The 22570-nt window shown below is 56.0% G+C and carries 16 protein-coding genes; all 16 read left to right on the plus strand.

The annotated features are described in order from the left end of the window. Nucleotides 1-13 precede the first annotated feature (13 nt). The 16 genes from ACM6G4_RS03795 (at nucleotide 14) to fliG (ending at nucleotide 22568) form a co-directional block, all read left to right on the plus strand. Nucleotides 14-1573 (plus strand): flagellar hook-associated protein 3, encoded by a 1560-nt coding sequence (locus tag ACM6G4_RS03795; RefSeq protein WP_414913085.1) that lies wholly within the window; start codon nucleotides 14-16, stop codon nucleotides 1571-1573. Between the two features lie 87 nt (nucleotides 1574-1660). Then, complete coding sequence (locus tag ACM6G4_RS03800) at nucleotides 1661-5230, plus strand: glycosyltransferase (protein WP_414913086.1); 3570 nt, start codon at nucleotides 1661-1663, stop codon at nucleotides 5228-5230. A gap of 63 nt (nucleotides 5231-5293) precedes the next feature. Next, a complete protein-coding gene (locus tag ACM6G4_RS03805; protein ID WP_414913087.1) occupies nucleotides 5294-8137 on the plus strand; it encodes a glycosyltransferase family 2 protein in 2844 nt (947 codons plus the stop codon). Next, nucleotides 8134-9891 (plus strand): methyltransferase domain-containing protein, encoded by a 1758-nt coding sequence (locus tag ACM6G4_RS03810; protein WP_414913088.1) that lies wholly within the window; start codon nucleotides 8134-8136, stop codon nucleotides 9889-9891. Before ACM6G4_RS03805 ends, ACM6G4_RS03810 begins: the two co-directional genes overlap by 4 nt. A 228-nt stretch (nucleotides 9892-10119) precedes the next feature. Then, complete coding sequence (locus ACM6G4_RS03815; RefSeq protein WP_414913089.1) at nucleotides 10120-11046, plus strand: ketoacyl-ACP synthase III; 927 nt, start codon at nucleotides 10120-10122, stop codon at nucleotides 11044-11046. Between the two features lie 275 nt (nucleotides 11047-11321). Continuing rightward, nucleotides 11322-12167, plus strand: a complete 846-nt coding sequence (locus tag ACM6G4_RS03820; RefSeq protein ID WP_414913090.1) for a flagellin domain-containing protein — start codon at nucleotides 11322-11324, stop codon at nucleotides 12165-12167. A gap of 72 nt (nucleotides 12168-12239) precedes the next feature. Continuing rightward, nucleotides 12240-12608 carry a flagellar protein FlaG gene (locus ACM6G4_RS03825; RefSeq protein ID WP_414913091.1) on the plus strand — a complete coding sequence of 123 codons (369 nt, stop codon included), beginning with the start codon at nucleotides 12240-12242 and terminating at the stop codon, nucleotides 12606-12608. A gap of 82 nt (nucleotides 12609-12690) precedes the next feature. Continuing rightward, a complete protein-coding gene (gene fliD, locus ACM6G4_RS03830) occupies nucleotides 12691-14106 on the plus strand; it encodes a flagellar filament capping protein FliD (RefSeq protein WP_414913092.1) in 1416 nt (471 codons plus the stop codon). 130 nt (nucleotides 14107-14236) lie between these two features. Beyond that, nucleotides 14237-14632 (plus strand): flagellar export chaperone FliS, encoded by a 396-nt coding sequence (fliS, locus tag ACM6G4_RS03835; RefSeq protein WP_414913093.1) that lies wholly within the window; start codon nucleotides 14237-14239, stop codon nucleotides 14630-14632. Nucleotides 14633-14642: 10 nt separating this feature from the next. Continuing rightward, entirely contained in the window at nucleotides 14643-14939 is a 297-nt protein-coding gene (gene fliT, locus ACM6G4_RS03840; protein ID WP_414913094.1) for a flagellar protein FliT, read from the plus strand. A 172-nt stretch (nucleotides 14940-15111) separates the two neighbouring features. After that, the gene (locus tag ACM6G4_RS03845) at nucleotides 15112-16587 is read left to right on the plus strand and encodes a sigma-54 dependent transcriptional regulator (RefSeq protein ID WP_046037712.1); all 1476 of its coding nucleotides are present in this window, start codon (nucleotides 15112-15114) and stop codon (nucleotides 16585-16587) included. 110 nt (nucleotides 16588-16697) lie between these two features. Next, nucleotides 16698-17909 (plus strand): sensor histidine kinase, encoded by a 1212-nt coding sequence (locus ACM6G4_RS03850; RefSeq protein WP_414913095.1) that lies wholly within the window; start codon nucleotides 16698-16700, stop codon nucleotides 17907-17909. A gap of 5 nt (nucleotides 17910-17914) precedes the next feature. Next, nucleotides 17915-19300 carry a sigma-54-dependent transcriptional regulator gene (locus ACM6G4_RS03855; protein ID WP_414913096.1) on the plus strand — a complete coding sequence of 462 codons (1386 nt, stop codon included), beginning with the start codon at nucleotides 17915-17917 and terminating at the stop codon, nucleotides 19298-19300. A gap of 125 nt (nucleotides 19301-19425) precedes the next feature. After that, nucleotides 19426-19752, plus strand: a complete 327-nt coding sequence (gene fliE / locus ACM6G4_RS03860; protein WP_008052868.1) for a flagellar hook-basal body complex protein FliE — start codon at nucleotides 19426-19428, stop codon at nucleotides 19750-19752. A 16-nt stretch (nucleotides 19753-19768) separates the two neighbouring features. Then, nucleotides 19769-21556 carry a flagellar basal-body MS-ring/collar protein FliF gene (gene fliF / locus ACM6G4_RS03865; RefSeq protein WP_056721571.1) on the plus strand — a complete coding sequence of 596 codons (1788 nt, stop codon included), beginning with the start codon at nucleotides 19769-19771 and terminating at the stop codon, nucleotides 21554-21556. Then, the gene (gene fliG, locus ACM6G4_RS03870) at nucleotides 21549-22568 is read left to right on the plus strand and encodes a flagellar motor switch protein FliG (protein WP_007983391.1); all 1020 of its coding nucleotides are present in this window, start codon (nucleotides 21549-21551) and stop codon (nucleotides 22566-22568) included. Before fliF ends, fliG begins: the two co-directional genes overlap by 8 nt. Nucleotides 22569-22570: the final 2 nt, after the last annotated feature.

Consider the following 22570-nt stretch of genomic DNA (forward strand, 5'->3'; position numbering starts at 1 on the left):
GGAGTCGTAGCTAATGCGCATTTCTACCGCCCAGTTTTACGAGTCCTCGGCAGCAAACTATCAAAAGAACTTTGCCAACGTCGTTAAAAGCAGCGAAGAGGTCAGCAGCCTCGTTCGTGTAAATACCGCCGCTGACGATCCGGTTGGCGCATCGCGTTTGCTGCAATTGGGGCAGCAAGCTTCGATGCTTGATCAGTACAAGACCAACACCAGTACCATCAAGGCGACGCTGGGTCAGGCCGAATCGGTGATGACCAGCATCAACAACGTGTTGCAACGTGCCAAGGAGCTGGCAATCGGTGCCAATAATGCCAGCTACACCGATGCGGACCGCCAGGCCAATGCCTCGGAGCTGGGTCAGATTGAAGCGCAATTGCTGAGCCTGATGAACAGCCAGGACGAAAACGGCAAATACATTTTTGCCGGTTCCAAGGGCAATACCGTACCGTTTACCCACAACTCGGATGGCACCTACAGCTACAACGGTGATCAGGTGACCCTGGATCTGCCGGTGGGTGATGGCATGTCGATGGCCAGTAATATCACGGGTTGGGATGTGTTCCAACAGGCGATCAACACCAGCCGCAGCCAGGTTACTCCCTCGGTGAATGATGGTCTGGCGAATCTGTCCAACGGGCAAGTGACGTCGAACGTGGCGTACAACAATAAATTCCGTGGCGGCGAGCCTTACACCATTGAATATGTCAGCGGTACCCAACTGAAAATTACCGATGGGGCTGGTAACGACAGAACTTCCGAGCTTTCGAATGGCGGAGTGGTCGGCACTGGCGTGAACCAGACCGTGAGCTTCCGCGGCGTGGATCTGACCCTGAGCGTCAACCTGCCGGCCGGTACCAGCTCTTCGGCACTCATCGGTCGTACGTTCAAACTGGCGGCCAAACCAGACACCTTCAACGTGGCACGCAGCCCGGGCAACCCGTCACAAACCCAGGTGACCGGCACCAACGTGACGGATCCGGCTGCCTATAAAGCCAGCTTTCCGAGTGGTTCGGCCGTTCTGAAGTTCACCAGCGCCACCGATTTCGACTTGTACGCGGCACCGATTGCCGCGGACAGCAGCCCAGTCTCCAGCGGCACGATGGTCGGCAACGTGGCGACCGCGTCGGGTGTGAGTTTCACGTTGAACGACACCGCGACTGACCCATTGGAAGCTGGCGATCAGTTCAACGTGGCGGTCAATACCCACGAAACCCAGAACATTCTGGATACCGTGAACCAGCTGAAAAACGCACTGAATACTCCAACCGACGGTGATGCCGTTGCCACCCAAAAGCAATTGTCGGCAATGACGTCGGGTATGGCCAACCTGGCCAGTGGTATTGACCAGGTGTCCGTCGGTTTGAGTTCGGTCGGTGGTCGCGGTTCGGCGCTGGATACTCAAAGCGACACTAATCAGGCATTGGTGTTGGCAAACTCTCAGACGCAATCGGCGATTCGTGATTCCGATTCGGCGGAAGTGATGACGCGGCTCACCTTGCAGCAGACCATGTTGCAAGCATCGCAGTTGGCGTTCAGCAAAATCTCCCAGTTGGGGCTGTTTAATAAGGTTTGAGGATATTTGAGGTCGTACCACTAACTCGGTGTGCTCTAGTTTATGTTCGCTTGAAATTGGCGAGCTTTTTTGTCAAGGACATAAGTCGTGAAGTTATATCCACTCGTCACTATCGTCATACCTGCTTTCTACTCGCGTTTTTTTGAGATGGCGATACAGAGTGCGGTAGATCAGACTTATGAAAACCTGGAGATCATCGTCTGCGATGATAGTGATGATGATGAGATCGAGCAGATGGTCATGGCCAGGATTCATGCGGGCCAGTCTGGCATACGTTATCTGCGTAATTCGCAACGTCTTGGATTCGCCGACAATCTTCAGCGGTGCGTGGACAATGCCCAGGGTGAGTTCATCAAGGTGTTGTGTGACGATGATCTACTGCTCGCGCATTGCGTGAGCGATCAGGCCCTTGCTCTGAATAGCTGCGCGGAGTCTAAACTTGTAATTTCTCCGCGTTTGTTCTCTGATGAAAATAATTACATCCTGCCGCATCGATTGCAGAACATCGCGCTACCACTTGGTGACAGTTTACTCAAGGGACAGGACATTCTGGCATTCCTGGACGGCCAAGCTGTCAGTTTTCTCGGTAACTTTTCATCCGCCTTGATGCGTACTAGTGATTTACGAGACCTGCTACCAGCGCTGACTCAGCCAGGCCAGGGTTTCCTGGCAATCCTGGATCTGGTGATGTTTGTTTGCCTGCTACGTCGGGCTGATTTGATCATGCTCCATAGGACTGGCTCCGTAGAGCGATTGCATCCAAATCGTTTGAGCAGGCAGGTTGATACCCTGCTTCAAGCAAAAAACGAATGGAGTTGGCTCATGCAGATGCTTTCGTCGCGTACGGGGGAAGACGCACCTGCAGACGGCTGGGTACGCTTTGTCGATCTCATCGACACCCAAATTTCACCCCGGCAATGGAAAGAGTTACCGATCCAGAGAATATTGGGTACGTGGCAAACCCGACTGTCTTCAAGGGTCGGCAGTGATTGTGAGAGTTACGATGAGCTTTATCAGCAATGGCTCTCCTGCCGGAAGCTTTCTGACGTTCAGCGCCGCTTGTTGCCACAGACCATCGCCGCCTGGCCTGCCAGGCCACGAATCATTTTGGTCGTGCTTGACCCTGAGGGAAACGACAGCGATGTGCGGTCTACCCTGGCTAGTCTAGCCGGCCAACTGTATACAGCATCAACCGTTGTGGTGTTTTCCAATACCTTTGTCGAACATAACGGACACCTGATCACTGGCAAATTTCAAAAAGATTGGCCCTCTCAGGTCAATGAATTGCCAGCTCAGTTAGCTGGCGATTGGATCTATCTGCTGCGAGCTGGCGACGTCTTGAGCGAATCGGCATTGCTGGTACTGGCGGAGCGTATTGCAACCATACCGAATCTGGCCTGTGTGTACAGCGATGAGGGCGAGCTAAAGGAGGGGCGCTCTTTCGAGCCGGTGTTCAAGCCCGATTTCAATCTGGACTTGCTTCGAAGCTACCCTTACGTAGGGCGATCCCTCGCGTTCTCTTGCCAAACACTCGTGGAGCTTGGCGGTTTTAATACCGATTTTGGTGAGCTTGCGCCCCATGATCTGCTTTGGCGAATTGTGGAGACAGCTGGGCTGGCGGCCATCGAACACATCGCCGAGGTTCAGGTCGAATCAATATTTACTTTCGCCCAGTGGGTTTCATCTTCTGAAGTCACCGAACAAAACTCACGAGTGTTATCTGCACACCTTCAACGACTGGGTGTCGCCTATCAGCTCAACAGGGAAGGGCAGCCTTGGCTCAATCGGGTCGACTATCTGCTTGATCAACAACCCATGGTTTCGATTATTGTCTCCAGTGGTGAGGATCTCGAAACCTTGCAGGTCTGTGTCGAAGGGCTCATTGAACATACAGCTTATACCCGCTACGAAATACTGATCGTCAGCGGGCAAAAGTCCACGATTGAAATGCATAACTGGCTCGAGGCCATGTCGCATCTGGCGCCTTCCATGCTCAGGGTGCTGCACACTCCCGGACCGGATACATTCGCGGGTGCCGTTAACTTTGCTGCCGGGCAGGCGCGGGGTGATTTTATTTTGCTGCTGTCGCCCACATTACGTGTACTCAATGGCAACTGGCTGAATGAATTGTTGAATCATACAGTACGCCCCGAAGTCGGTGTTGTCGGGCCCAAGGTGGTCAGTGTCGAGGGAAAAACTGTCGGCATGGGGGCTGTATTGGCATTGGACTCATGCGCAACGGCGGCGTTTGAAGGCATCGACGCGCACAGCCCTGGTTACATGCAGCGCTTGCAGGTAGTGCAAAACTGGAGTGCTGTCAGCTGCGCCTGCCTGATGGTTCGCAAAGAGGTTTTTCAGAGTGTCGGTGGACTGGATGAACACTCGTTTGGTGTCGCCCTTGCTGGCGTCGACTTTTGTCTGAAAGTCGGTTCTCAGGGTTATCTGGTGGTCAGCACCCCCTATGCAACGGTGCTTGGTTCCCCTGCTTCATATCTTACGATCACTGGGAACTCTGCGAAGGACCTGGAGGAACGGGATGCGCTTTATCGCCGATGGCTTCCCACATTTGTCAAAGATCCCGCCTACAGCCCCGTTCTGAATCCTGCCAAAGCCAATTTTGCACTGGATCCTGGGGTGATAAGTGGTTGGGCCCCGTTTCGCTCACGTTCACTTCCCTTCGTTCTTGGGTTGCCAGTGAACGCTTCTGCTGTAGGGCATTATCGCGTCGTGCAGCCATTTTTACAGCTTGAGTCGGCAGGTCACATAACCGGGCGCTGTAGCTATGAGACTCCGGGTGTCATGGGTTTTGAGCGGATGAAACCGGATATCGTGATCTTTCAACTGCGTCACACGGCGTCAGCCGTGGATGATATGGCGCGGTTAAAAAGATTTTCCGATGCCAGGAGTATCTTCGAAATTGACGATTACATCCTTGATGTGCCGAAGAAGAATATTCACGCAAGGGACAAGCCCGCTGATGTCCGGGAACAGTTGCAGCGAGGTATTGCGCAATGTGAGCGAGTCATCGTTACCACTAATGCTTTGGCCAATGCATTGAGCGACATGCATCACGATATCCGGGTCGTTCCCAATATGCTCGCGCAGCATCTCTGGAGCGGCGTGCGCAGTATGCGCGGAACGTCGAGCAAGCCACGAGTCGGCTGGGGAGGAGGCACCAGCCATACCGGAGATCTGGAAATCATCGCTGAAGTGGTGCGAGAGCTGGCAGATGAAGTCGAGTGGGTGTTTTTTGGTATGTGCCCCGACGCGTTACGACCTTACATTCATGAATTCCATCCTTGCGTACGCCTTGATGCCTATCCGCAGAAGCTGGCCAGTCTGAATCTCGATCTGGCGCTTGCTCCGTTGGAGTTCCATTTGTTCAATGACTGCAAGAGCAATCTGCGCTTGTTGGAGTACGGCGCGTGCGGTTACCCCGTTGTCTGCTCCGATACAGAAGCTTACCGCGGTTATCTGCCGTGCACGCGCGTGCGCACCAACAGTACTCAGGAATGGCTTGAAGCTATTCGCATGCATTTGAATGATCCCCAGGGCAGCTACCGCATGGGAGATGAGTTGCGGACTGTTGTTCTGCGTGACTTTGTACTTAGTCAAAACAATCTTCAGCCATGGGTTAATGCCTGGCTGGTTAACTGATCATCAGTTCAACTTGGCGATCTGTCAGGTTCGACATTGAATTTCTGAATTAAGGGTTCTGCTATGGGTGAAGAGTCAATGGCAGCTGCGTCGACGCTAAATGACGTCACAATCATCCTGCTGGGACGTTCCGGATCAAATTATTTGCAAAGAGCAGACGGGTATTATCGTTCCCGAATCTCCAATGTGATGACGGTGAGTATGGATGTGGCGGGTAAGCCAACATCCCGATCAACCGCAAAAAATTGGAAGCCTGCGCTTATTGCCAGCTTGCGGGCTGTTGTTACGCCGTATGTCGTACTGGCTTCAGAAAGCGACTTTCTGTTGTTCGATGCACTAGAGGAAAACATAGGTTTTTTGAATACGCATCTGCAGTATTCGCTTAGCCAAGGCTATGTGCTTGGTTATCGACCTGATAATGGCTGCACTGGCTTTTACAAGCAGGGCGCGGCACTTGTGAAGTATAACGACGCGCAGTCCTCACTTGATCGGATCAGCCGGTTCACGGCATGCGGGATCGAAGCCTGGCGAGCAGTCGTCAGAACACAAGTCTTGTTACAGGTCGCTCAGGATCTGCCGAACGAGCTTGCATTTGAAGGGGCAATGGCAGCTCTGTCGTTCGGGCTGCTGGCCGAGCACAGCGCCGCGATCCTGCCTGTGACCCATGGCCTGGTTGAATACACCGCCGACGCAACAATTGCCGATAACCTTGATGTTGAGCGTGCTCGCCTCACACCGGTTGTCCGTCAATGGGACGCAGATCGTTGGCAATTGTGCAATACGGAAGCGGGAAGCAAAGTCCTCGAAGGATTCGTCAGGGTTTTTCTGAGCGTTCGCACTGCGCCGCTGCTGTTTACTTCCCGTTGGACCAGTGTGTCGCAAAAGCCACAGTGGAGTTTTGAAAGCCGCCAGTTCGTCGAGATGCCTTATTACGACTTGGGGTTGTTCAATTCGCTGGAGCAGTTGGAGTGCATTGTCCACGCCAGGCCAGCCGGGTCGCAACACATCCATGCTCTGGAAGGCGTATGGGTGCGCCAGCGTGAGCTAATGGCCGTACACCTGAACGATACGCCCGATAGTCTGCGGCTGCGTTATCAGCAGGCGTTCTCGCTCGGTATGTTTAACAGGCAAGTCATCGAGCGATTAATCGCATCACTTGATGCAGTACAGGACACGTTACAGGCACAGCAGATCAACACTTGGCACCAGCGGTTGATCGCATCAGGTGCTGTGCACGTTGAGCATCTGCTTGAGCAAACCCCATCCGGTCAGATACTTGAAGCTATCCAATGCGCAGCACCTGACGATGCCAGCACAGCGCGGGTTCTCAAACATCTGGAAAAGCATCCATCGCCTCAAGTTACATTTCTGCTCATTGATCTACAGGGCAATGACGAGGCCCTGCAAAGAACCTTCGATAGTTTGATTGCCAGCGGTTTACGTACGTTCAAGATCGTGGTTTTGCGCGACGGTAAGCTAGCGACAATTACCACGATCGAAGATACGGTGCATTTTGTAAAAGTCTCCGAAGACAACCTGATTGCACGTTTGAACCAGTTGGTTGGCCAGCTTTGCACTGAATGGCTGATGGTACTTGATGCAGGGGATGTTCTGGCCCGTGGCGGTCTTCTGCGCCTGCATACCGAGCTGCCTGGCGCGAGCGAGTGTCGGGCGATCTCGGCGAATGAAATTCATCGCGATGTTGATGGTCGGCTGGTCAGTCTGGTGCGCCCGGGAACCAATCTTGAACTGCTACGAAGCCGTCCGGATTTGATGTCTAAACATTGGCTGGTTCGTCGTCAGGAAGTTATGAATCTTGGCGGTTACAGCAATGCCTGTCCGGAGACGTTTGAGTTCGACCTGTTGCTTAGAATGATTGAACGTCAGGGCTTGGCCGGCTTGGCCCATATGGACGAATACCTGGTTATCAGCGACAGCCCCGGCGACTCGATGAATGCAGAGGCGATCGAGACATTGAAGCGCCATCTGGCAATTTTGGGTTATAGCGCGCAGGTCGATCTCGTGGCGGGCAAAACGTTAAATATCGATTATCGTCACTACCAGACTCCGCAAGTCAGCATTTTGTTGGCTGCGGAGAATGATCTCCAGGCACTCAAAGAGTGTCTTGGGCGTGTAACCCAGCGCACCCGCTACCAGCATTACGAAGTCATTGTCGTCGCAGATTCCGCCTGCCCCGAGGAAATCCGCAGCTATTTGTCCAGATTCGAAGGTAATGGTGGACGGATCAAAGTGCTTTGGAGCCCGCAAGTTCTGTCACGGGCCGAGCTCTTCAACCAAGCTTGCCAGTACGCGTCGGGCGAATATCTGGTGCTGTTGTCCAGTCGTAGTCATATCGCGACACCGGCTTGGATCGAATGGATGTTGAAACAGGCTCTGCGCCCGGAAGTCGGGATTGTCGGGTGCAAGATGCAGGATGTCGATGGATTCATCAGTCATGCCGGATACGATCTCGTTGCCACGACAAGGGTCGTCTCCCCGTGGGTCGGGCTTTCGCACACGGCATTGGAACCAGCTCTGGGAGTCGGTAGTGAGCGTAGTTGCCAGGCGGTTTCGAGCGACTGCCTGATGGTACGTAAATCCATATTCAAGCAGGTGGGAGGCCTTGAGTACTTTGAGCGCAGCTCCGTCGCCGGTGATTTGGATTTCTGTCTGAAAGTGGCTCAGGCGGGCTGGTCCACAGTTTGGGCTCCGCAGGCGCAGGTGATTAATCCGGGTGTACTGGCCGATGAACTGGCACGCGCAGCCGTTGTGTCCGAGCGCTGGCCCGGCGCTTTTACGGCTCGTACGGAGGTCGAGGGGAAGTATGGTATCGATGTTTCGAGAACCGTATCAGATCGACAATCGCCCGAATTGACTTGGCTTGCAGCCCTGGAGGATGGCCAGTGATCGATGGCAAAGTAGTTGGCTGTGGCATCACCACGTTCAATCGTCCAGAGCAGTTGCAACGGTTGTACCGGTCGTTACCGTCGGGAATCATTGATCATGTGGTTGTGGTCAACGATGGCCGACCCTATGAGCCCGATTTTGGCGATGAAGCTTATATCTTCATTCAGAATGAACAGAACCTGGGTGTGGCCAAATCAAAGAATAAAGCCATTGAACATCTGCTCAAGGTGGGGGCCGAGCATATTTTTTTGATTGAGGACGATATATTCGTTCAAGACTCGACAGTGTTCGAGCGTTACATCGAGGTGTCTCGCGCCACGGGTATTCAGCACCTCAACTTCAGCCAGCATGGATTGATGAACAAGGCATCGGACGGTAGCCCGAATCCACGTGTCACCATCACGTACGAGGGAGGCTTGCAGGTTCCGTTTTATCCCCATTGTGTAGGAGCGTTCTCTTATTATTCCAAGCGTTGTCTGTTGGACGCAGGAGGAATGGATGAGGGTTTTTACAACGCCTTCGAGCATGTCGAGCACACGCTCAGGATCATTCAGTCCGGGCAGCATCCAGCGTTCTGGTATTTTGCAGACATCCCCGCTTCGGCCAGCTATCTGGGGGATGAAGCCTGGAGTGTCGAACAGTCGACCATTTCATCCAGGGTCGATCGTGACCTGATTGCCCGTAACGCAACCGCCTACTTCCAGGAAAAACACGGCGTTGTACCAGTGGCTTTGCCATTGGCCACAACCGAGGAGTTTATTGCAGGCCTGCAGAATATCCTTGCACGATACGGCCGGTCTCGGCAGGGCAAGGCTGCGCCTGCCATCAGCAGCGAACGAGGAATGGCACTGGCTCACAAGTATTGTGTAGGCAGTGGGATAGAACTCGGCGCAGCGGCACACAACGCATTCTATTTGCCGCAGTGCCTGAATGTTGCGCCGAGTGACGGTGTCAATTATGTGCATGAGCGCGACTTGGCGGACTATCTCAAGTACAAGCAGGCTCAGGTTGATCGGACTGGAGAGATGATCAATGTGGACCTGGTGGGTGACTTTCAGTCCATTCACTGTAGTGATCAGGCTTTCGACTATCTCATTAGCTCCCATGTGATCGAGCATGCGCCCAATGTGCTGGCTGCCTATGTTGAGTCGCAGCGAGTATTGAAAGACTTTGGTGTGTTCTTTTGTATTTTTCCCAAGCGAGTGGCGGCAAAAAGTGATGCCACACGCGCATTGAGCACATTGCCTGCGATGATAGAGGCGTTCCAGATGGGCATCGATGTTCATTCGATGCCTGAGAACGACTGGCGAGAGCACTATCAAGTGTTCTCGTTGCAAAGCATGTTGCGGGTGATCAACCACCTCAACAATAGCGGTTTGGGCAGCTGGTACATCGAATGTGTGGAGGAAACCGACAGCAAGGTCGGCAATGGGCATACTATTGTATTGCGCAAATTCGAAGGACTCGCCGGATCCCGTTGGCCTGAGGAGACGGCGTTTGCCAATGAGTTCAGTCGTCTGTGGGAGGCCGGGCAGTTGGGTGAGGCTTTGGCGATGCTAAAGGTATCCTTGTCCTATGAGTTTTTCGATGCGGTAAAATTGCATCTTGCCGCCCATCTCAGTCGAGAGTTGGGAGATATGCATGAGGCGGTTGAGTTCTTGCGCCAGGCATTGATTGTCGAGCCGGAGAACGAAGAATTCCGCAAGGTCTTTTATGACTGGACAGGCAGCTTTTTCACCAATCCGGTGTTGTAAATACACCTTCTGCCGGTAGCAGCCCGATGTAGGCGGTATAGATCAACAGGAGCAACGAACACCGGGTGATGAGTAAAATATGCGAAATCGTGACTTGGCAGTCGAAACGTGCATCTTTACTCTAATCAGCCGCCGCACCGGCGTCGGGTGTGATCGCAGAGGTGGCCGCCTGCTGCTGTCTAGCCTTGGACGTTCGTGAAAATCCGCCATATCTATCGGGAAGCCACAATGATTGGCATAAAAAGCATAGCGAGTTACGTACCGACCGTCGGTATCGATAACTACGCTCAGGGTGCCAAATTCGCCAAAGATGAAGAATTCATCCTCGGCAAGATCGGTTCGGCGTTCCTGCCGCGCAAAGGCGTTGAGCAGGAAACCTCGGACCTGTGCGTTGAAGCGGTCAACGCATTGTTCGCCAATAACCCGGACCTCAAACGCGAGTCCATTGATGCACTGATCGTTGTCACGCAGAACGGTGATGAAGAAGGGCTGCCGCATACTGCCGCCATTGTTCAGGACAAGCTGGGTCTGCCGACCCATGTGGCCGCGTTCGATATTTCCCTGGGGTGCTCGGGCTACGTTTACGGCATCTACGCCATGAAAGGCTTCATGGAAGCGGCAGGATTAAAGAATGGTTTGCTGATCACTGCAGACCCTTACTCGAAAATTGTCGATCCGGAAGACCGTAATACCACCATGCTGTTCGGTGATGCCGCTACCGCAACGTGGATGACCGAGGGCGCGCCGTGGCAGTTGGGCAAGTCCAAGTTCGGCACCGACGGTTCGGGTGCTCCGCACCTGAAGGTCAGCGACGGCGTGTTTTTCATGAATGGTCGCCAGGTGTTTAACTTTGCCCTGTTGAAGGTGCCTGCGCATCTGCACGAACTGTTGGACGAGTCGCAGTTGCAAGCCAGTGAAATCGATGCATTCTGCATCCACCAGGGCAGTGCGGCCATTGTCGATGCAGTCGCCCGACGCTTTGAAGGCGAGCCAGAGAAATTCATCAAGGACATGGTCGAGACCGGCAATACCGTGTCTTCGAGCATTCCGCTTCTGCTGGAGAAACATGTATTGACCTCGACATGGAGGCGCGTTGCTATCAGTGGGTTCGGCGTAGGCTTGTCCTGGGGGTCGGCGATTCTTTATCGTGGCTGAATCGTTCAGGCTGTCACAAATAGCGCTACCGGCTTTTCGGTAGCGCTATTTTTTTGTCTGGCGCTTTTGCTGGTGGCTTTTTTGACGTCATTTTTTATGGCGCAAGATCGCTAAGCCCTTGTTTTACAGGGGGTGGCAGTCTGCTAGTAATTTTTTTTAAAAAACCCCTCAAGCAACCTGCCTTGACGACGATAACTATTACGAAGGTTCTCTAGGCCACACCCGGCGGTTGCCAGGGCCGGAAGCCGCAGTACCCAACCAACGAGGAATTCGTCATGGCTTTAACAGTAAACACTAACGTTACATCGTTGAACGTTCAGAAGAACCTGAACAAGGCTTCCGATGCACTGTCGACTTCGATGACCCGTCTGTCTTCCGGTCTGAAAATCAACAGCGCCAAAGACGACGCCGCCGGTCTGCAGATCGCTACCCGCATGACTTCGCAGATCCGTGGTCAGACCATGGCGATCAAAAACGCCAACGACGGGATTTCCATCGCCCAGACTGCTGAAGGTGCGATGCAGGAGCAAACCAACATTCTGCAGCGTATGCGTGAATTGGCCATCCAGTCGCGTAACAGCTCCAACAGTTCCGACGACCGTGATGCGCTGAACAAAGAATTCTCGCAAATGTCGGAAGAGCTGACTCGTATTGCTGACAGCACCCAGCTCAACGGCAAGAATCTGCTGAACACCGCTAGCAACACTATGACCTTCCAGGTTGGTTCTGAAACGAGCTCCGATAACCAAATTTCGATTACTCTGGGTGATCTGAAGGCCACCACTCTGGGTGTTGACAGCGGCACAATTGCGATCTCTGGTGCAGACAGCGACATCCAGGCTAACTTCTCGGCTGCTGTTGACGCGATTGATAGTGCCCTGCAAACCATCAACAGCTCCCGTGCTGACCTCGGTGCTGCACAAAACCGTCTGACCAGCACCATCTCCAACCTGCAGAACATCAACGAAAACGCCAGTGCTGCACTGGGTCGCGTACAAGATACCGACTTCGCTGCTGAAACTGCACAGCTGACCAAGCAACAAACCCTGCAACAAGCTTCCACCGCAGTTCTGGCTCAGGCCAACCAACTGCCATCCGCTGTACTGAAACTGCTTCAGTAATAGCCCGGTGAGTTTTGGCGGGGGAGTGCGAATGTCGCGCTCTCTCGCTTTTTACTTTAAGAGGTGATGGACATGGATATGAACGTCAAGCTGAACTTGTCTTATCCTGCGTCCCAGCAGGCGACGACGACCGTTGCCGATAAGCCTGCACGGAAACCTCTCGCGGAAACTGCACCAGTGGTTACCGTCAAGGATGAAGGTAAAAACGACCGGTCCGAACAGGAAAAACTGAAGATGGCCGTTCAGGAAATTGAAAAATTTGTTCAGTCGGTCAAACGGAACCTTGAATTCTCGATTGACGAGCCTTCAGGCAAGGTTGTTGTAAAGGTCATTGCCAGTGACTCCGGTGAGGTGGTTCGTCAAATCCCCAACGAAGAAGTCCTGAAGTTGGCCAGTAGTTTGAATGATGCAAGCAGCCTGTTGTTCAGCGTTAAAGTCTGACAGTTGGCACAAATATTGTTGCTATGTTCTTTTGGGCGTTGTAGTGGTCAAAAGACCGGCGAGACACTGAAGGGAGTTTCACATGGCGAGTCCAATTCTACCGGGTCTTGGCTTAGGGTCCGGCCTTGATACCTCTGCTATTGTCAAGGCACTGGTCGATTCTGACAAGGCGGCCAAGCAAAGTCAGATTGACCGAGGGGCCAAGGCTAATACTGCAAGTCTCTCTGGTATTGGTACCTTGAAATCCTTGATGGCCGCCTTTGCAAAGTCCATGACTGACTTGGGAAGCACCACCAGTCCACAGTTTCCGGGTTTTGCTGCCACTTCCTCGGATGTGAAAATCGTCACGGCTACCGCGAGTAATACCGCTGTGGGTGGTAGTTACGCCATTGATGTCCAGAATATGGCGACTTCCTCGAAAGTCACCAGTGCGGCTTTTAAGAATGGCGTGACCAGTTCGATAACGGCTGGCCCTCTCACCATCCAGCAAGGCACCTCGACGTATAACCTCACCATCGATAGTGGGGCTACATTGCAATCGGTGCGGGACTCGATCAACGCCGATGCGTCGCTCAAGGCAGCAGGTATCAGTGCCAACATCGTGACCGACTCTTTCGGTTCGCGCCTGGTGCTGGGGTCGACCACTACCGGCTCAGGTTCTGATATCAGGGTCGGCGGCATTCCGGAGTTGACGATCGGCAGTGAAGTTGTGGGTACCACCGACGCACCGATGACCAAGGATTCCGCTGGTATTATTGGCGCTGCCGCTGTTGATGCCAATTTCACGGTCGACGGCATGGCGTTGACCAGCAAGACTAATACGGTCGATAAAGCCATCTCAGGTTTGACGTTGAATCTGGTCGCGAAAGGTGCCACCAGTGTAACGGTGGCCGCTAACAATGATGGTCTGAAGGCATCAATTCAAAAATTCGTCGATTCCTATAATGCCCTCGCCAACGGTATCTCGAAGTTGACTACACCTTCGGTCGGTGCTGATGGTAATCCGGTTTCCGCGGCATTGACTGGTGACGCGTTGCCTCGTTCAATTCTGTCCACAGTTCGCGGCCCATTAGCGGAAACAGGTGCCGGAAATCAGCTCACGGTGCTCGCTCAGTTGGGGATTACCACCAATCAGAAGACCGGCGCACTGGATTTCGATAGCACCAAATTCACCATCGCGATGAATGACAAAAAGCTGGGCGGTGAAGTCCAGGAGTTGTTCACGGGTAGTAACGGACTGCTGGAGCGGATGACCAAGGCGATTACTCCGTTCACGGAAACCGGTGGCATTCTTGATCAGCGCAGCACCAGCTTGAGCAAGACTTCGGCCAAACTGGCTGCCGATCAGGCGGCCCTTGATCGTCGTATTGAAACGCTGACGGCGGTACTGACCAAAAAGTACAACGACATGGATACTTTGGTAGGTAAGCTCAAAGCAACCGCCAGTAACATCACTTCAATGTTTGACGCGATGGCCGCGCAGCGGAAGAACAGCTGATAGCCCATGAACGCCAAAAGCCCGGCAGCGTCGATCAACGCCCCGGGCTTTTGCGTGTCGTGGTTAAAGTTTTTTGACGCATCGTCGATACACTGGTTATACGATCCACAGATTTCTGATGAGGTACAACATGAATCCAATGTTAGCCCTTCGCCAATACCAGAAGATTGGCGCCCAGGCGCAAACTTCCGAAGCCAGTCCTCATCGCCTCGTACAGATGCTGATGGAAGGCGGACTTGACCGGATCGCTCAAGCCAGGGGCGCGATGGAGCGCAAGGATATTCCCAATCGGGGCATTTTCATCAGCAAGGCTATCGGCATCATCGGTGGCTTGCGTGAAGGGCTGGATCTGGAAAACGCCCTCGACACCGTAGGTGAGCTGGACAATCTGTACACCTACATGATGAAGCGTCTGACCGAAGCCAATGTGAAGGGCGATCCAAAGATTCTCGACGAAGTCGCCGATCTGCTTCGCACCGTCAAGGACGGCTGGGACGGTATTGCCGCGCCGGCTCCTCAGTTTTAAGGAGATCACCATGAGTCTTGTATTGCAGCGAATCGAACAAACCCGAGAAGGTCTGGTAGGCGCTCTGGCCGAGCGTAACTGGGAAGCCATCGGTGAGTTGGACCAGTCTTGCCGTTCCTGCATGGAAGACGTCTTGAGTGAACCTTCGGTGGACGAGGCGGCGTTGCGCGATAACCTTGAAGAGTTGCTGGGTGTCTACAAGCAGCTGCTTGAGGCGGCAACGGGAGAGCGCCAGGCAATAGTCGATGAGATGTCGCAGATCCACCAAGCACAAAACGCAGCAAAGGTTTACCATCTGTTCGGTTAATTAACCCCAAGTTAATCCAGACATGTGCGCCATAAATTTGACTGTGCACGGTTTTTTGACTTAACTAGTGGCTGTTCCAGATTTCAGTCGTCTTCAGGCATATTTGTGCCTGCAAGCGTTTAGCTTGCCCCAGCATTTTGGGCATCGAGTTGACTAGGGAAGTTGCTATTGCATGTGGCGTGAAACCAAAATTCTGCTGATTGATGACGATAGCGTCCGCCGCCGCGACCTGGCGGTGATTTTAAATTTTCTTGGCGAAGAAAATTTACCCTGCGGTAGCCATGACTGGCAGCAGGCTGTCGGCTCTTTGTCGTCAAGTCGTGAAGTGATCTGTGTCCTCATCGGGACGGTCAATGCTCCTGGTGCACTTCTGGGCTTGCTTAAGACACTGTCGACATGGGATGAGTTCCTTCCGGTTTTGTTAATGGGCGATAATTCTTCCATTGACCTGCCGGAAGACCAGCGTCGGCGGGTGCTTTCGACCCTTGAAATGCCGCCCAGCTACAGCAAGTTGCTCGATTCGCTGCACCGTGCCCAGGTCTATCGCGAGATGTACGACCAGGCCCGCGAGCGCGGTCGTCATCGCGAACCCAATCTTTTCCGCAGTCTTGTCGGCACCAGCCGGGCGATTCAACACGTGCGCCAGATGATGCAGCAAGTCGCCGACACCGATGCCAGCGTGCTGATCCTCGGTGAGTCCGGCACCGGCAAGGAAGTGGTTGCGCGCAACCTGCATTACCATTCCAAGCGCCGCGAAGCGCCGTTTGTGCCGGTCAACTGCGGGGCGATCCCTGCCGAGTTGCTGGAAAGCGAATTGTTCGGCCACGAGAAGGGCGCCTTCACCGGGGCGATCACCAGCCGCGCCGGTCGATTCGAACTGGCCAACGGCGGCACCCTGTTCCTCGATGAAATCGGCGACATGCCGCTGCCGATGCAGGTCAAGTTGCTGCGCGTGTTGCAGGAGCGCACCTTCGAGCGCGTGGGCAGCAACAAGACCCAGAGCGTCGACGTGCGCATCATTGCCGCGACCCACAAGAATCTCGAAAGCATGATCGAGATCGGTACCTTCCGCGAAGACCTGTACTACCGCCTGAACGTGTTCCCGATCGAAATGGCGCCGCTGCGTGAGCGCGTCGAAGACATTCCGCTGCTGATGAACGAGCTGATCTCGCGCATGGAGCACGAGAAGCGCGGTTCGATCCGTTTCAACTCGGCGGCGATCATGTCGCTGTGCCGCCATGGCTGGCCGGGCAACGTCCGCGAACTGGCCAACCTGGTGGAGCGCATGGCGATCATGCATCCATACGGCGTGATCGGCGTAGTCGAGTTGCCGAAGAAATTCCGCTACGTCGACGATGAAGATGAGCAAATGGTCGACAGCCTGCGCAGCGATCTGGAGGAGCGCGTGGCCATCAACGGCCATACCCAGGACTTCACCGCCAATGCCATGCTGCCGCCGGAAGGCCTGGACCTGAAGGACTACCTCGGTGGCCTGGAGCAGGGGCTGATCCAGCAAGCGCTGGATGATGCCAACGGTATTGTGGCCCGCGCAGCCGAGCGCCTGCGCATTCGTCGTACCACGCTGGTGGAAAAGATGCGCAAGTACGGCATGAGCCGTCGTGATGGAGACGAACAGGCGGATGATTGACGCCTGTTTTTCAACTCATTCATTTATAAGCAGTTTTTTTTAGGCACGGGTATTGCTACGTCCCTCGCAACGTTCCGTTTCACTGACGGTCAGCCAAGCGAGAGAGCACGATGCCCCAAGCCGCCCAGATGTCTCCTGTCCCTGATGCTTCGCGGCAACCGTCCTCCGCGGAGCAGGCGAGCCGGCTTGGCCTTGAGCAGGCATTCGCGCAGTTCAATCAGATGTCCAGTCAGTTGACCGATTCCTACAGCATGCTTGAAGCCCGGGTCACCGAGCTCAAGGGTGAATTGGCGGTGGTCAGCGCCCAGCGCATGCAGGAGCTCGCAGAAAAAGAACGCCTGGCCAACCGCCTGCAAAACCTCCTCGATCTGTTACCCGGCGGTGTCATCGTCATTGACGCCCAGGGCATCGTGCGCGAAGCCAATCCGGCGGCGTGCGAGTTGCTGGGGCTGCCGCTGGAGGGTGAATTGTGGCGCCACGTCATTGCCCGCTGTTTTGCGCCGCGCGAAGACGATGGTCATGAAGTCTCCCTCAAGGATGGTCGGCGCCTGTCGATCGCCACGCGCTCGCTGGACGCCGAGCCTGGCCAGTTGGTGTTGCTCAACGACCTGACCGAAACCCGCCACCTGCAGGATCAACTGGCCCGTCATGAGCGGCTGTCGTCGCTGGGGCGCATGGTCGCTTCGTTGGCGCATCAGATACGCACGCCGTTGTCCGCCGCGTTGCTGTATGCCAGTCACTTGACCGAGCAGGAGCTACCGGTCGCTACCCAGCAACGCTTTGCCGGGCGTCTCAAGGAGCGCCTGCACGAACTGGAGCACCAGGTGCGCGACATGCTGGTCTTCGCCCGGGGCGAGTTGCCGCTGACCGACCGCGTGACGCCAGGCCAATTGATGCAATCGTTGCAAGCGGCGGCGTTGACCCACGTACAGGATCTGCCGATCCGCTGGCAGTGCGACAGTCATTCGGGGGAGTTGCTGTGCAATCGCGATACCCTGGTCGGCGCGATCCTCAATCTGATCGAGAACGCCATTCAGGCCAGTGCCGGTCAAGTGCGCCTCAAGATTCACCTCTACACCCGCGGCAACAACCTGCGTCTGTGCGTCAGTGACAGTGGCTCCGGTATCGATGTCGCCGTCCTGGCGCGATTGGGCGAGCCCTTTTTTACCACCAAGGCCACCGGCACGGGTCTTGGCCTGACCGTGGTCAAGGCAGTGGCGCGTGCTCATCAGGGACAATTGCAGTTGCGCTCGCGGCTCGGTCGCGGCACCTGCGCGCAGGTGATCCTGCCGTTGTTCAGCAGCGCTCAAGGAGCGGAGTGACACAGATGGGTATCAAGGTTCTGTTGGTCGAAGATGATCGCGCATTGCGCGAGGCGCTGGCCGATACGCTGTTGCTCGCGGGCCACGATTACAAGGCGGTGGGCTCGGCAGAGGAGGCGTTGCTTGCCGTCGGTGGCGAAGCCTTCAGCCTGGTGATCAGCGACGTCAACATGCCGGGCATGGACGGCCACCAGTTGCTGGGCCTGCTGCGAGCGCGGCAGCCGCAGTTGCCGGTGTTGCTGATGACGGCTCACGGTGCGGTCGAGCGTGCGGTCGACGCGATGCGCCAAGGGGCGGCGGACTATCTGGTCAAGCCATTCGAGCCCAAGGCGTTGCTCGATCTGGTGGGGCGTCATGCCCTGGGCAGTCTCGGCCTGGTCGAGGGTGAAGGGCCGATAGCATTCGAGCCGGCGAGCGCGCAGTTGCTCGAATTGGCAGCGCGGGTCGCACGCAGCGATTCCACGGTGTTGATCTCGGGTGAGTCGGGCACGGGCAAGGAAGTGCTGGCGCGCTACATCCATCAGCATTCTCATCGCGCCCGTCAGCCGTTCATTGCGATCAACTGCGCAGCGATCCCGGACAACATGCTCGAAGCGACCTTGTTCGGGCACGAGAAGGGTTCCTTCACCGGCGCCATTGCCGCGCAAGCCGGCAAGTTCGAGCAGGCCGACGGCGGCACCATTCTGCTCGACGAAATTTCCGAAATGCCCCTGGGGCTTCAGGCCAAGCTGCTGCGCGTGCTGCAAGAGCGCGAGGTCGAAAGGGTGGGGGCGCGCAAGCCGATCACCCTGGATATTCGCGTGGTCGCCACCACCAATCGCGACCTGGCGGGTGAAGTGGCAGCAGGGCGTTTTCGCGAAGATCTTTACTATCGCCTGTCGGTGTTTCCCCTGGCCTGGCGCCCATTGCGCGAGCGCACCGCCGACATCCTGCCACTGGCCGAGCGTCTGCTGGCCCGGCACATCAATAAAATGAAGCATTCGGCTGCCAGGTTGTCCCCCGAAGCCCAGGCGTGCCTGATCGGTTATCCGTGGCCGGGTAACGTGCGTGAGCTGGACAACGCGATTCAGCGTGCGCTGATCTTGCAGCAGGGCGGCTTGATCCAGCCGCAGGACTTCTGCCTGGCCGGGCCGGTGGCTTGTGCGCCACTGCCTGCGTTGGCGCAGGCGCCGGTGTGTTCTGTGGAAGTCGGATCCGAGTCGGCCGGTGCGCTGGGCGATGACCTGCGTCGCCGTGAATTCCAGATGATCATCGATACCCTGCGCGCCGAGCGCGGTCGTCGCAAAGAGGCGGCCGAGCGCCTGGGTATCAGCCCGCGAACCCTGCGCTACAAGCTGGCGCAGATGCGCGATGCCGGCATGGATGTGGAAGCCTTTTTGTTCGCGACCTGAATGTGGGTTTGGTAGTCAGGAGGGCTTTTGTTCAGAGTGGCCATGGAGCTGGCACCCTTGTTGCTAACACCTCACTACCCGCCGAGTGAGTGTCAAAAAATTGCGGGTCGTCAAAGAGAGAAACCATGAGCCAAGGTATTGAATTCAATCGGTTGATGCTGGATATGCGCGCCATGCAAATGGATGCAATGTCTGCGCCGAAATCGACTGCCGTCCCTGAAATGACGGGCAGCAGCTTTTCCGACATGTTCGGTCAGGCTATCAATAAAGTGAACGACACCCAGCAGGCTTCCACGCAGTTGGCCAGTGCGTTCGAAATCGGCAAAAGCGGCGTCGATCTCACGGACGTAATGATTTCCTCGCAGAAGGCCAGTGTGTCGTTCCAGGCGTTGACCCAGGTGCGCAACAAAGTGGTCCAGGCCTACCAAGACATCATGCAGATGCCGGTTTAAAGGACGAGATTGAGTCATGGCAGAAGCAGTCGCCGATAACGTTCCGGCCAAGGCCGCTCCAATAGACGGCAAACCGCCGCTGTTCGGGTTGTCCTTCCTGGAAAACCTCTCCGAGATGACCATGTTGCGTCAGGTGGGCCTGTTGGTCGGCCTGGCGGCAAGCGTGGCGATTGGTTTTGCCGTGGTGTTGTGGTCCCAGCAACCGGACTATCGGCCTCTGTACGGCAGCCTTGCCGGCATGGATGCCAAGCAGGTCATGGATACCCTGGCCTCCGCCGATATCCCGTACACCGTCGAACCCAATTCCGGAGCCTTGCTGGTCAAGGCCGATGACCTGTCCCGTGCGCGGCTCAAGCTCGCGGCCGCTGGTGTCACTCCCAGCGATGGCAACATCGGTTTTGAAATCCTCGACAAGGAACAGGGACTGGGCACCAGCCAGTTCATGGAAGCGACCCGCTACCGTCGCGGCCTCGAAGGCGAACTGGCCCGCACCATCTCCAGCCTGAACAACGTCAAGGGTGCCCGCGTGCACCTGGCGATCCCGAAAAGTTCGGTGTTCGTGCGCGACGAGCGCAAGCCGAGCGCATCGGTTCTGGTTGAACTCTATTCCGGTCGCTCCCTGGAACCCGGCCAGGTCGTAGCCATCATCAACCTGGTGGCAACCAGTGTTCCCGAACTCGGCAAGTCGCAGATCACCGTGGTCGACCAGAAGGGCAACCTGCTTTCCGATCAGGCGGAAAACTCCGAGCTGACCATGGCCGGCAAGCAGTTCGACTACAGTCGTCGCATGGAAAGCATGCTCACCCAGCGCGTGCACAACATCCTGCAGCCGGTGCTGGGCAACGACCGTTACAAGGCCGAAGTCTCGGCTGACGTGGATTTCAGTGCGGTCGAATCGACTTCCGAGCAATTCAACCCGGATCAACCGGCATTGCGCAGCGAACAGTCGGTCAACGAACAGCGTACCGCCAGCAATGGCCCGCAAGGCGTGCCGGGTGCCCTGAGCAACCAGCCGCCAGCGCCGGCCTCCGCGCCGCAGACCACCGGCGGCACTCCGGGGGCAGCAGGCATGGTGCAACCGGGCCAGCCACTGGTTGATGCCAACGGCCAGCAAATCATGGACCCGGCCACCGGTCAGCCGATGCTCGCGCCGTACCCGGCGGACAAGCGTCAACAATCGACCAGGAACTTCGAACTCGATCGCTCCATCAGCCACACCAAGCAGCAGCAGGGCCGGTTGAATCGCCTGTCGGTGTCGGTAGTCGTTGATGATCAGGTCAAGATCAACCCGGCCAACGGCGAAACCACCCGTGCGCCGTGGACCGCCGATGAATTGGCGCGCTTCACTCGCCTGGTGCAGGACGCGGTCGGCTTCGATGCCAGCCGTGGCGACAGTGTCAGCGTGATCAACATGCCGTTCTCCGCCGAGCGCGGTGAGGTGATTGCCGAAATTCCGTTCTACTCCCAGCCGTGGTTCTGGGACATCGTCAAGCAAGTGCTGGGCGTGCTGTTCATTCTGGTGCTGGTGTTCGGTGTGCTGCGTCCGGTGCTCAACAACATCACCGGTGGCGGCAAGGGCAAGCAGCTTGTTGGTTTGGGTAGCGACGTCGAGTTGGGCGGCATGGGCGGCCTGGACGGCGAACTGGCCAACGACCGTGTCAGCCTCGGTGGCCCGACCAGCATCCTGCTGCCGAGTCCGAGCGAAGGCTATGACGCTCAGTTGAACGCAATCAAGAGCCTGGTGGCAGAAGATCCGGGTCGTGTGGCCCAGGTCGTGAAAGAGTGGATTAACGCAGATGAGTGATAACCGAGCCGTTGCCGCCAAACTGTCCAAGGTCGACAAAGCCGCAATCCTGTTGCTGTCCCTGGGCTCCACCGACGCCGCCCAGGTGCTGCGTCACATGGGCCCCAAAGAAGTCCAGCGCGTGGGCGTGGCGATGGCCCAGATGGGGAATGTGCACCGCGAGCAGGTCGAACAGGTGATGAGCGAGTTCGTCGATATCGTCGGCGACCAGACCAGCCTGGGCGTCGGCTCCGACGACTATGTGCGCAAGATGCTCACCCAGGCCCTGGGCGAAGACAAGGCCAACGGCCTGATCGACCGCATCCTGCTCGGTGGCAACACCAGCGGCCTCGACAGCCTGAAATGGATGGAGCCGCGCGCCGTCGCCGACGTGATCCGTTATGAGCACCCGCAGATCCAGGCGATCGTGGTGGCGTATCTCGATCCGGACCAGGCCGGTGAAGTGCTCGGCAACTTCGACCACAAGGTGCGGCTGGACATCATTTTGCGGGTGTCCTCGCTGAACACCGTACAGCCAGCGGCCCTGAAAGAGCTCAACCAGATTCTCGAGAAGCAGTTCTCCGGCAACTCGAATGCCTCGCGCACCACCCTGGGTGGCATCAAGCGCGCGGCGGACATCATGAACTTCCTCGACAGCTCGATCGAAGGCCAGCTCATGGACTCGATCCGCGAAGTCGACGAAGACCTGTCCGGCCAGATCGAAGACCTCATGTTCGTATTCAACAACCTGGCCGACGTCGACGACCGAGGTATCCAGGCACTGTTGCGCGAAGTGTCCTCCGACGTGCTGGTACTGGCCCTCAAAGGGTCGGACGAAGGCGTCAAGGAAAAGATCTTCAAGAACATGTCCAAGCGTGCGGCCGAACTGTTGCGCGACGACCTGGAAGCCAAGGGCCCGGTGCGCGTCAGCGACGTGGAAACCGCGCAGAAGGAAATCCTCACCATTGCCCGCCGTATGGCCGAAGCCGGGGAAATCGTTCTCGGCGGCAAAGGCGGCGAGGAAATGATCTAACA

It is taken from the genome of Pseudomonas sp. IT-P258, from assembly GCF_949767825.1.
Taxonomy (GTDB): domain Bacteria; phylum Pseudomonadota; class Gammaproteobacteria; order Pseudomonadales; family Pseudomonadaceae; genus Aquipseudomonas; species Aquipseudomonas monachiensis.

Excerpts from the sequence above, each read along its gene's own strand:
- ACM6G4_RS03795 (WP_414913085.1), top strand. The coding sequence starts at position 14 with ATGCGCATTTCTACCGCCCAGTTTTACGAGTCCTCGGCAGCAAACTAT.
- ACM6G4_RS03805 (WP_414913087.1), top strand. The coding sequence starts at position 5,294 with ATGGGTGAAGAGTCAATGGCAGCTGCGTCGACGCTAAATGACGTCACA.
- ACM6G4_RS03815 (WP_414913089.1), top strand. The coding sequence starts at position 10,120 with ATGATTGGCATAAAAAGCATAGCGAGTTACGTACCGACCGTCGGTATC.
- ACM6G4_RS03820 (WP_414913090.1), top strand. The coding sequence starts at position 11,322 with ATGGCTTTAACAGTAAACACTAACGTTACATCGTTGAACGTTCAGAAG.
- ACM6G4_RS03825 (WP_414913091.1), top strand. The coding sequence starts at position 12,240 with ATGGATATGAACGTCAAGCTGAACTTGTCTTATCCTGCGTCCCAGCAG.
- fliD (WP_414913092.1), top strand. The coding sequence starts at position 12,691 with ATGGCGAGTCCAATTCTACCGGGTCTTGGCTTAGGGTCCGGCCTTGAT.
- fliS (WP_414913093.1), top strand. The coding sequence starts at position 14,237 with ATGAATCCAATGTTAGCCCTTCGCCAATACCAGAAGATTGGCGCCCAG.
- fliT (WP_414913094.1), top strand. The coding sequence starts at position 14,643 with ATGAGTCTTGTATTGCAGCGAATCGAACAAACCCGAGAAGGTCTGGTA.
- ACM6G4_RS03845 (WP_046037712.1), top strand. The coding sequence starts at position 15,112 with ATGTGGCGTGAAACCAAAATTCTGCTGATTGATGACGATAGCGTCCGC.
- ACM6G4_RS03850 (WP_414913095.1), top strand. The coding sequence starts at position 16,698 with ATGCCCCAAGCCGCCCAGATGTCTCCTGTCCCTGATGCTTCGCGGCAA.
- ACM6G4_RS03855 (WP_414913096.1), top strand. The coding sequence starts at position 17,915 with ATGGGTATCAAGGTTCTGTTGGTCGAAGATGATCGCGCATTGCGCGAG.
- fliE (WP_008052868.1), top strand. The coding sequence starts at position 19,426 with ATGAGCCAAGGTATTGAATTCAATCGGTTGATGCTGGATATGCGCGCC.
- fliF (WP_056721571.1), top strand. The coding sequence starts at position 19,769 with ATGGCAGAAGCAGTCGCCGATAACGTTCCGGCCAAGGCCGCTCCAATA.
- fliG (WP_007983391.1), top strand. The coding sequence starts at position 21,549 with ATGAGTGATAACCGAGCCGTTGCCGCCAAACTGTCCAAGGTCGACAAA.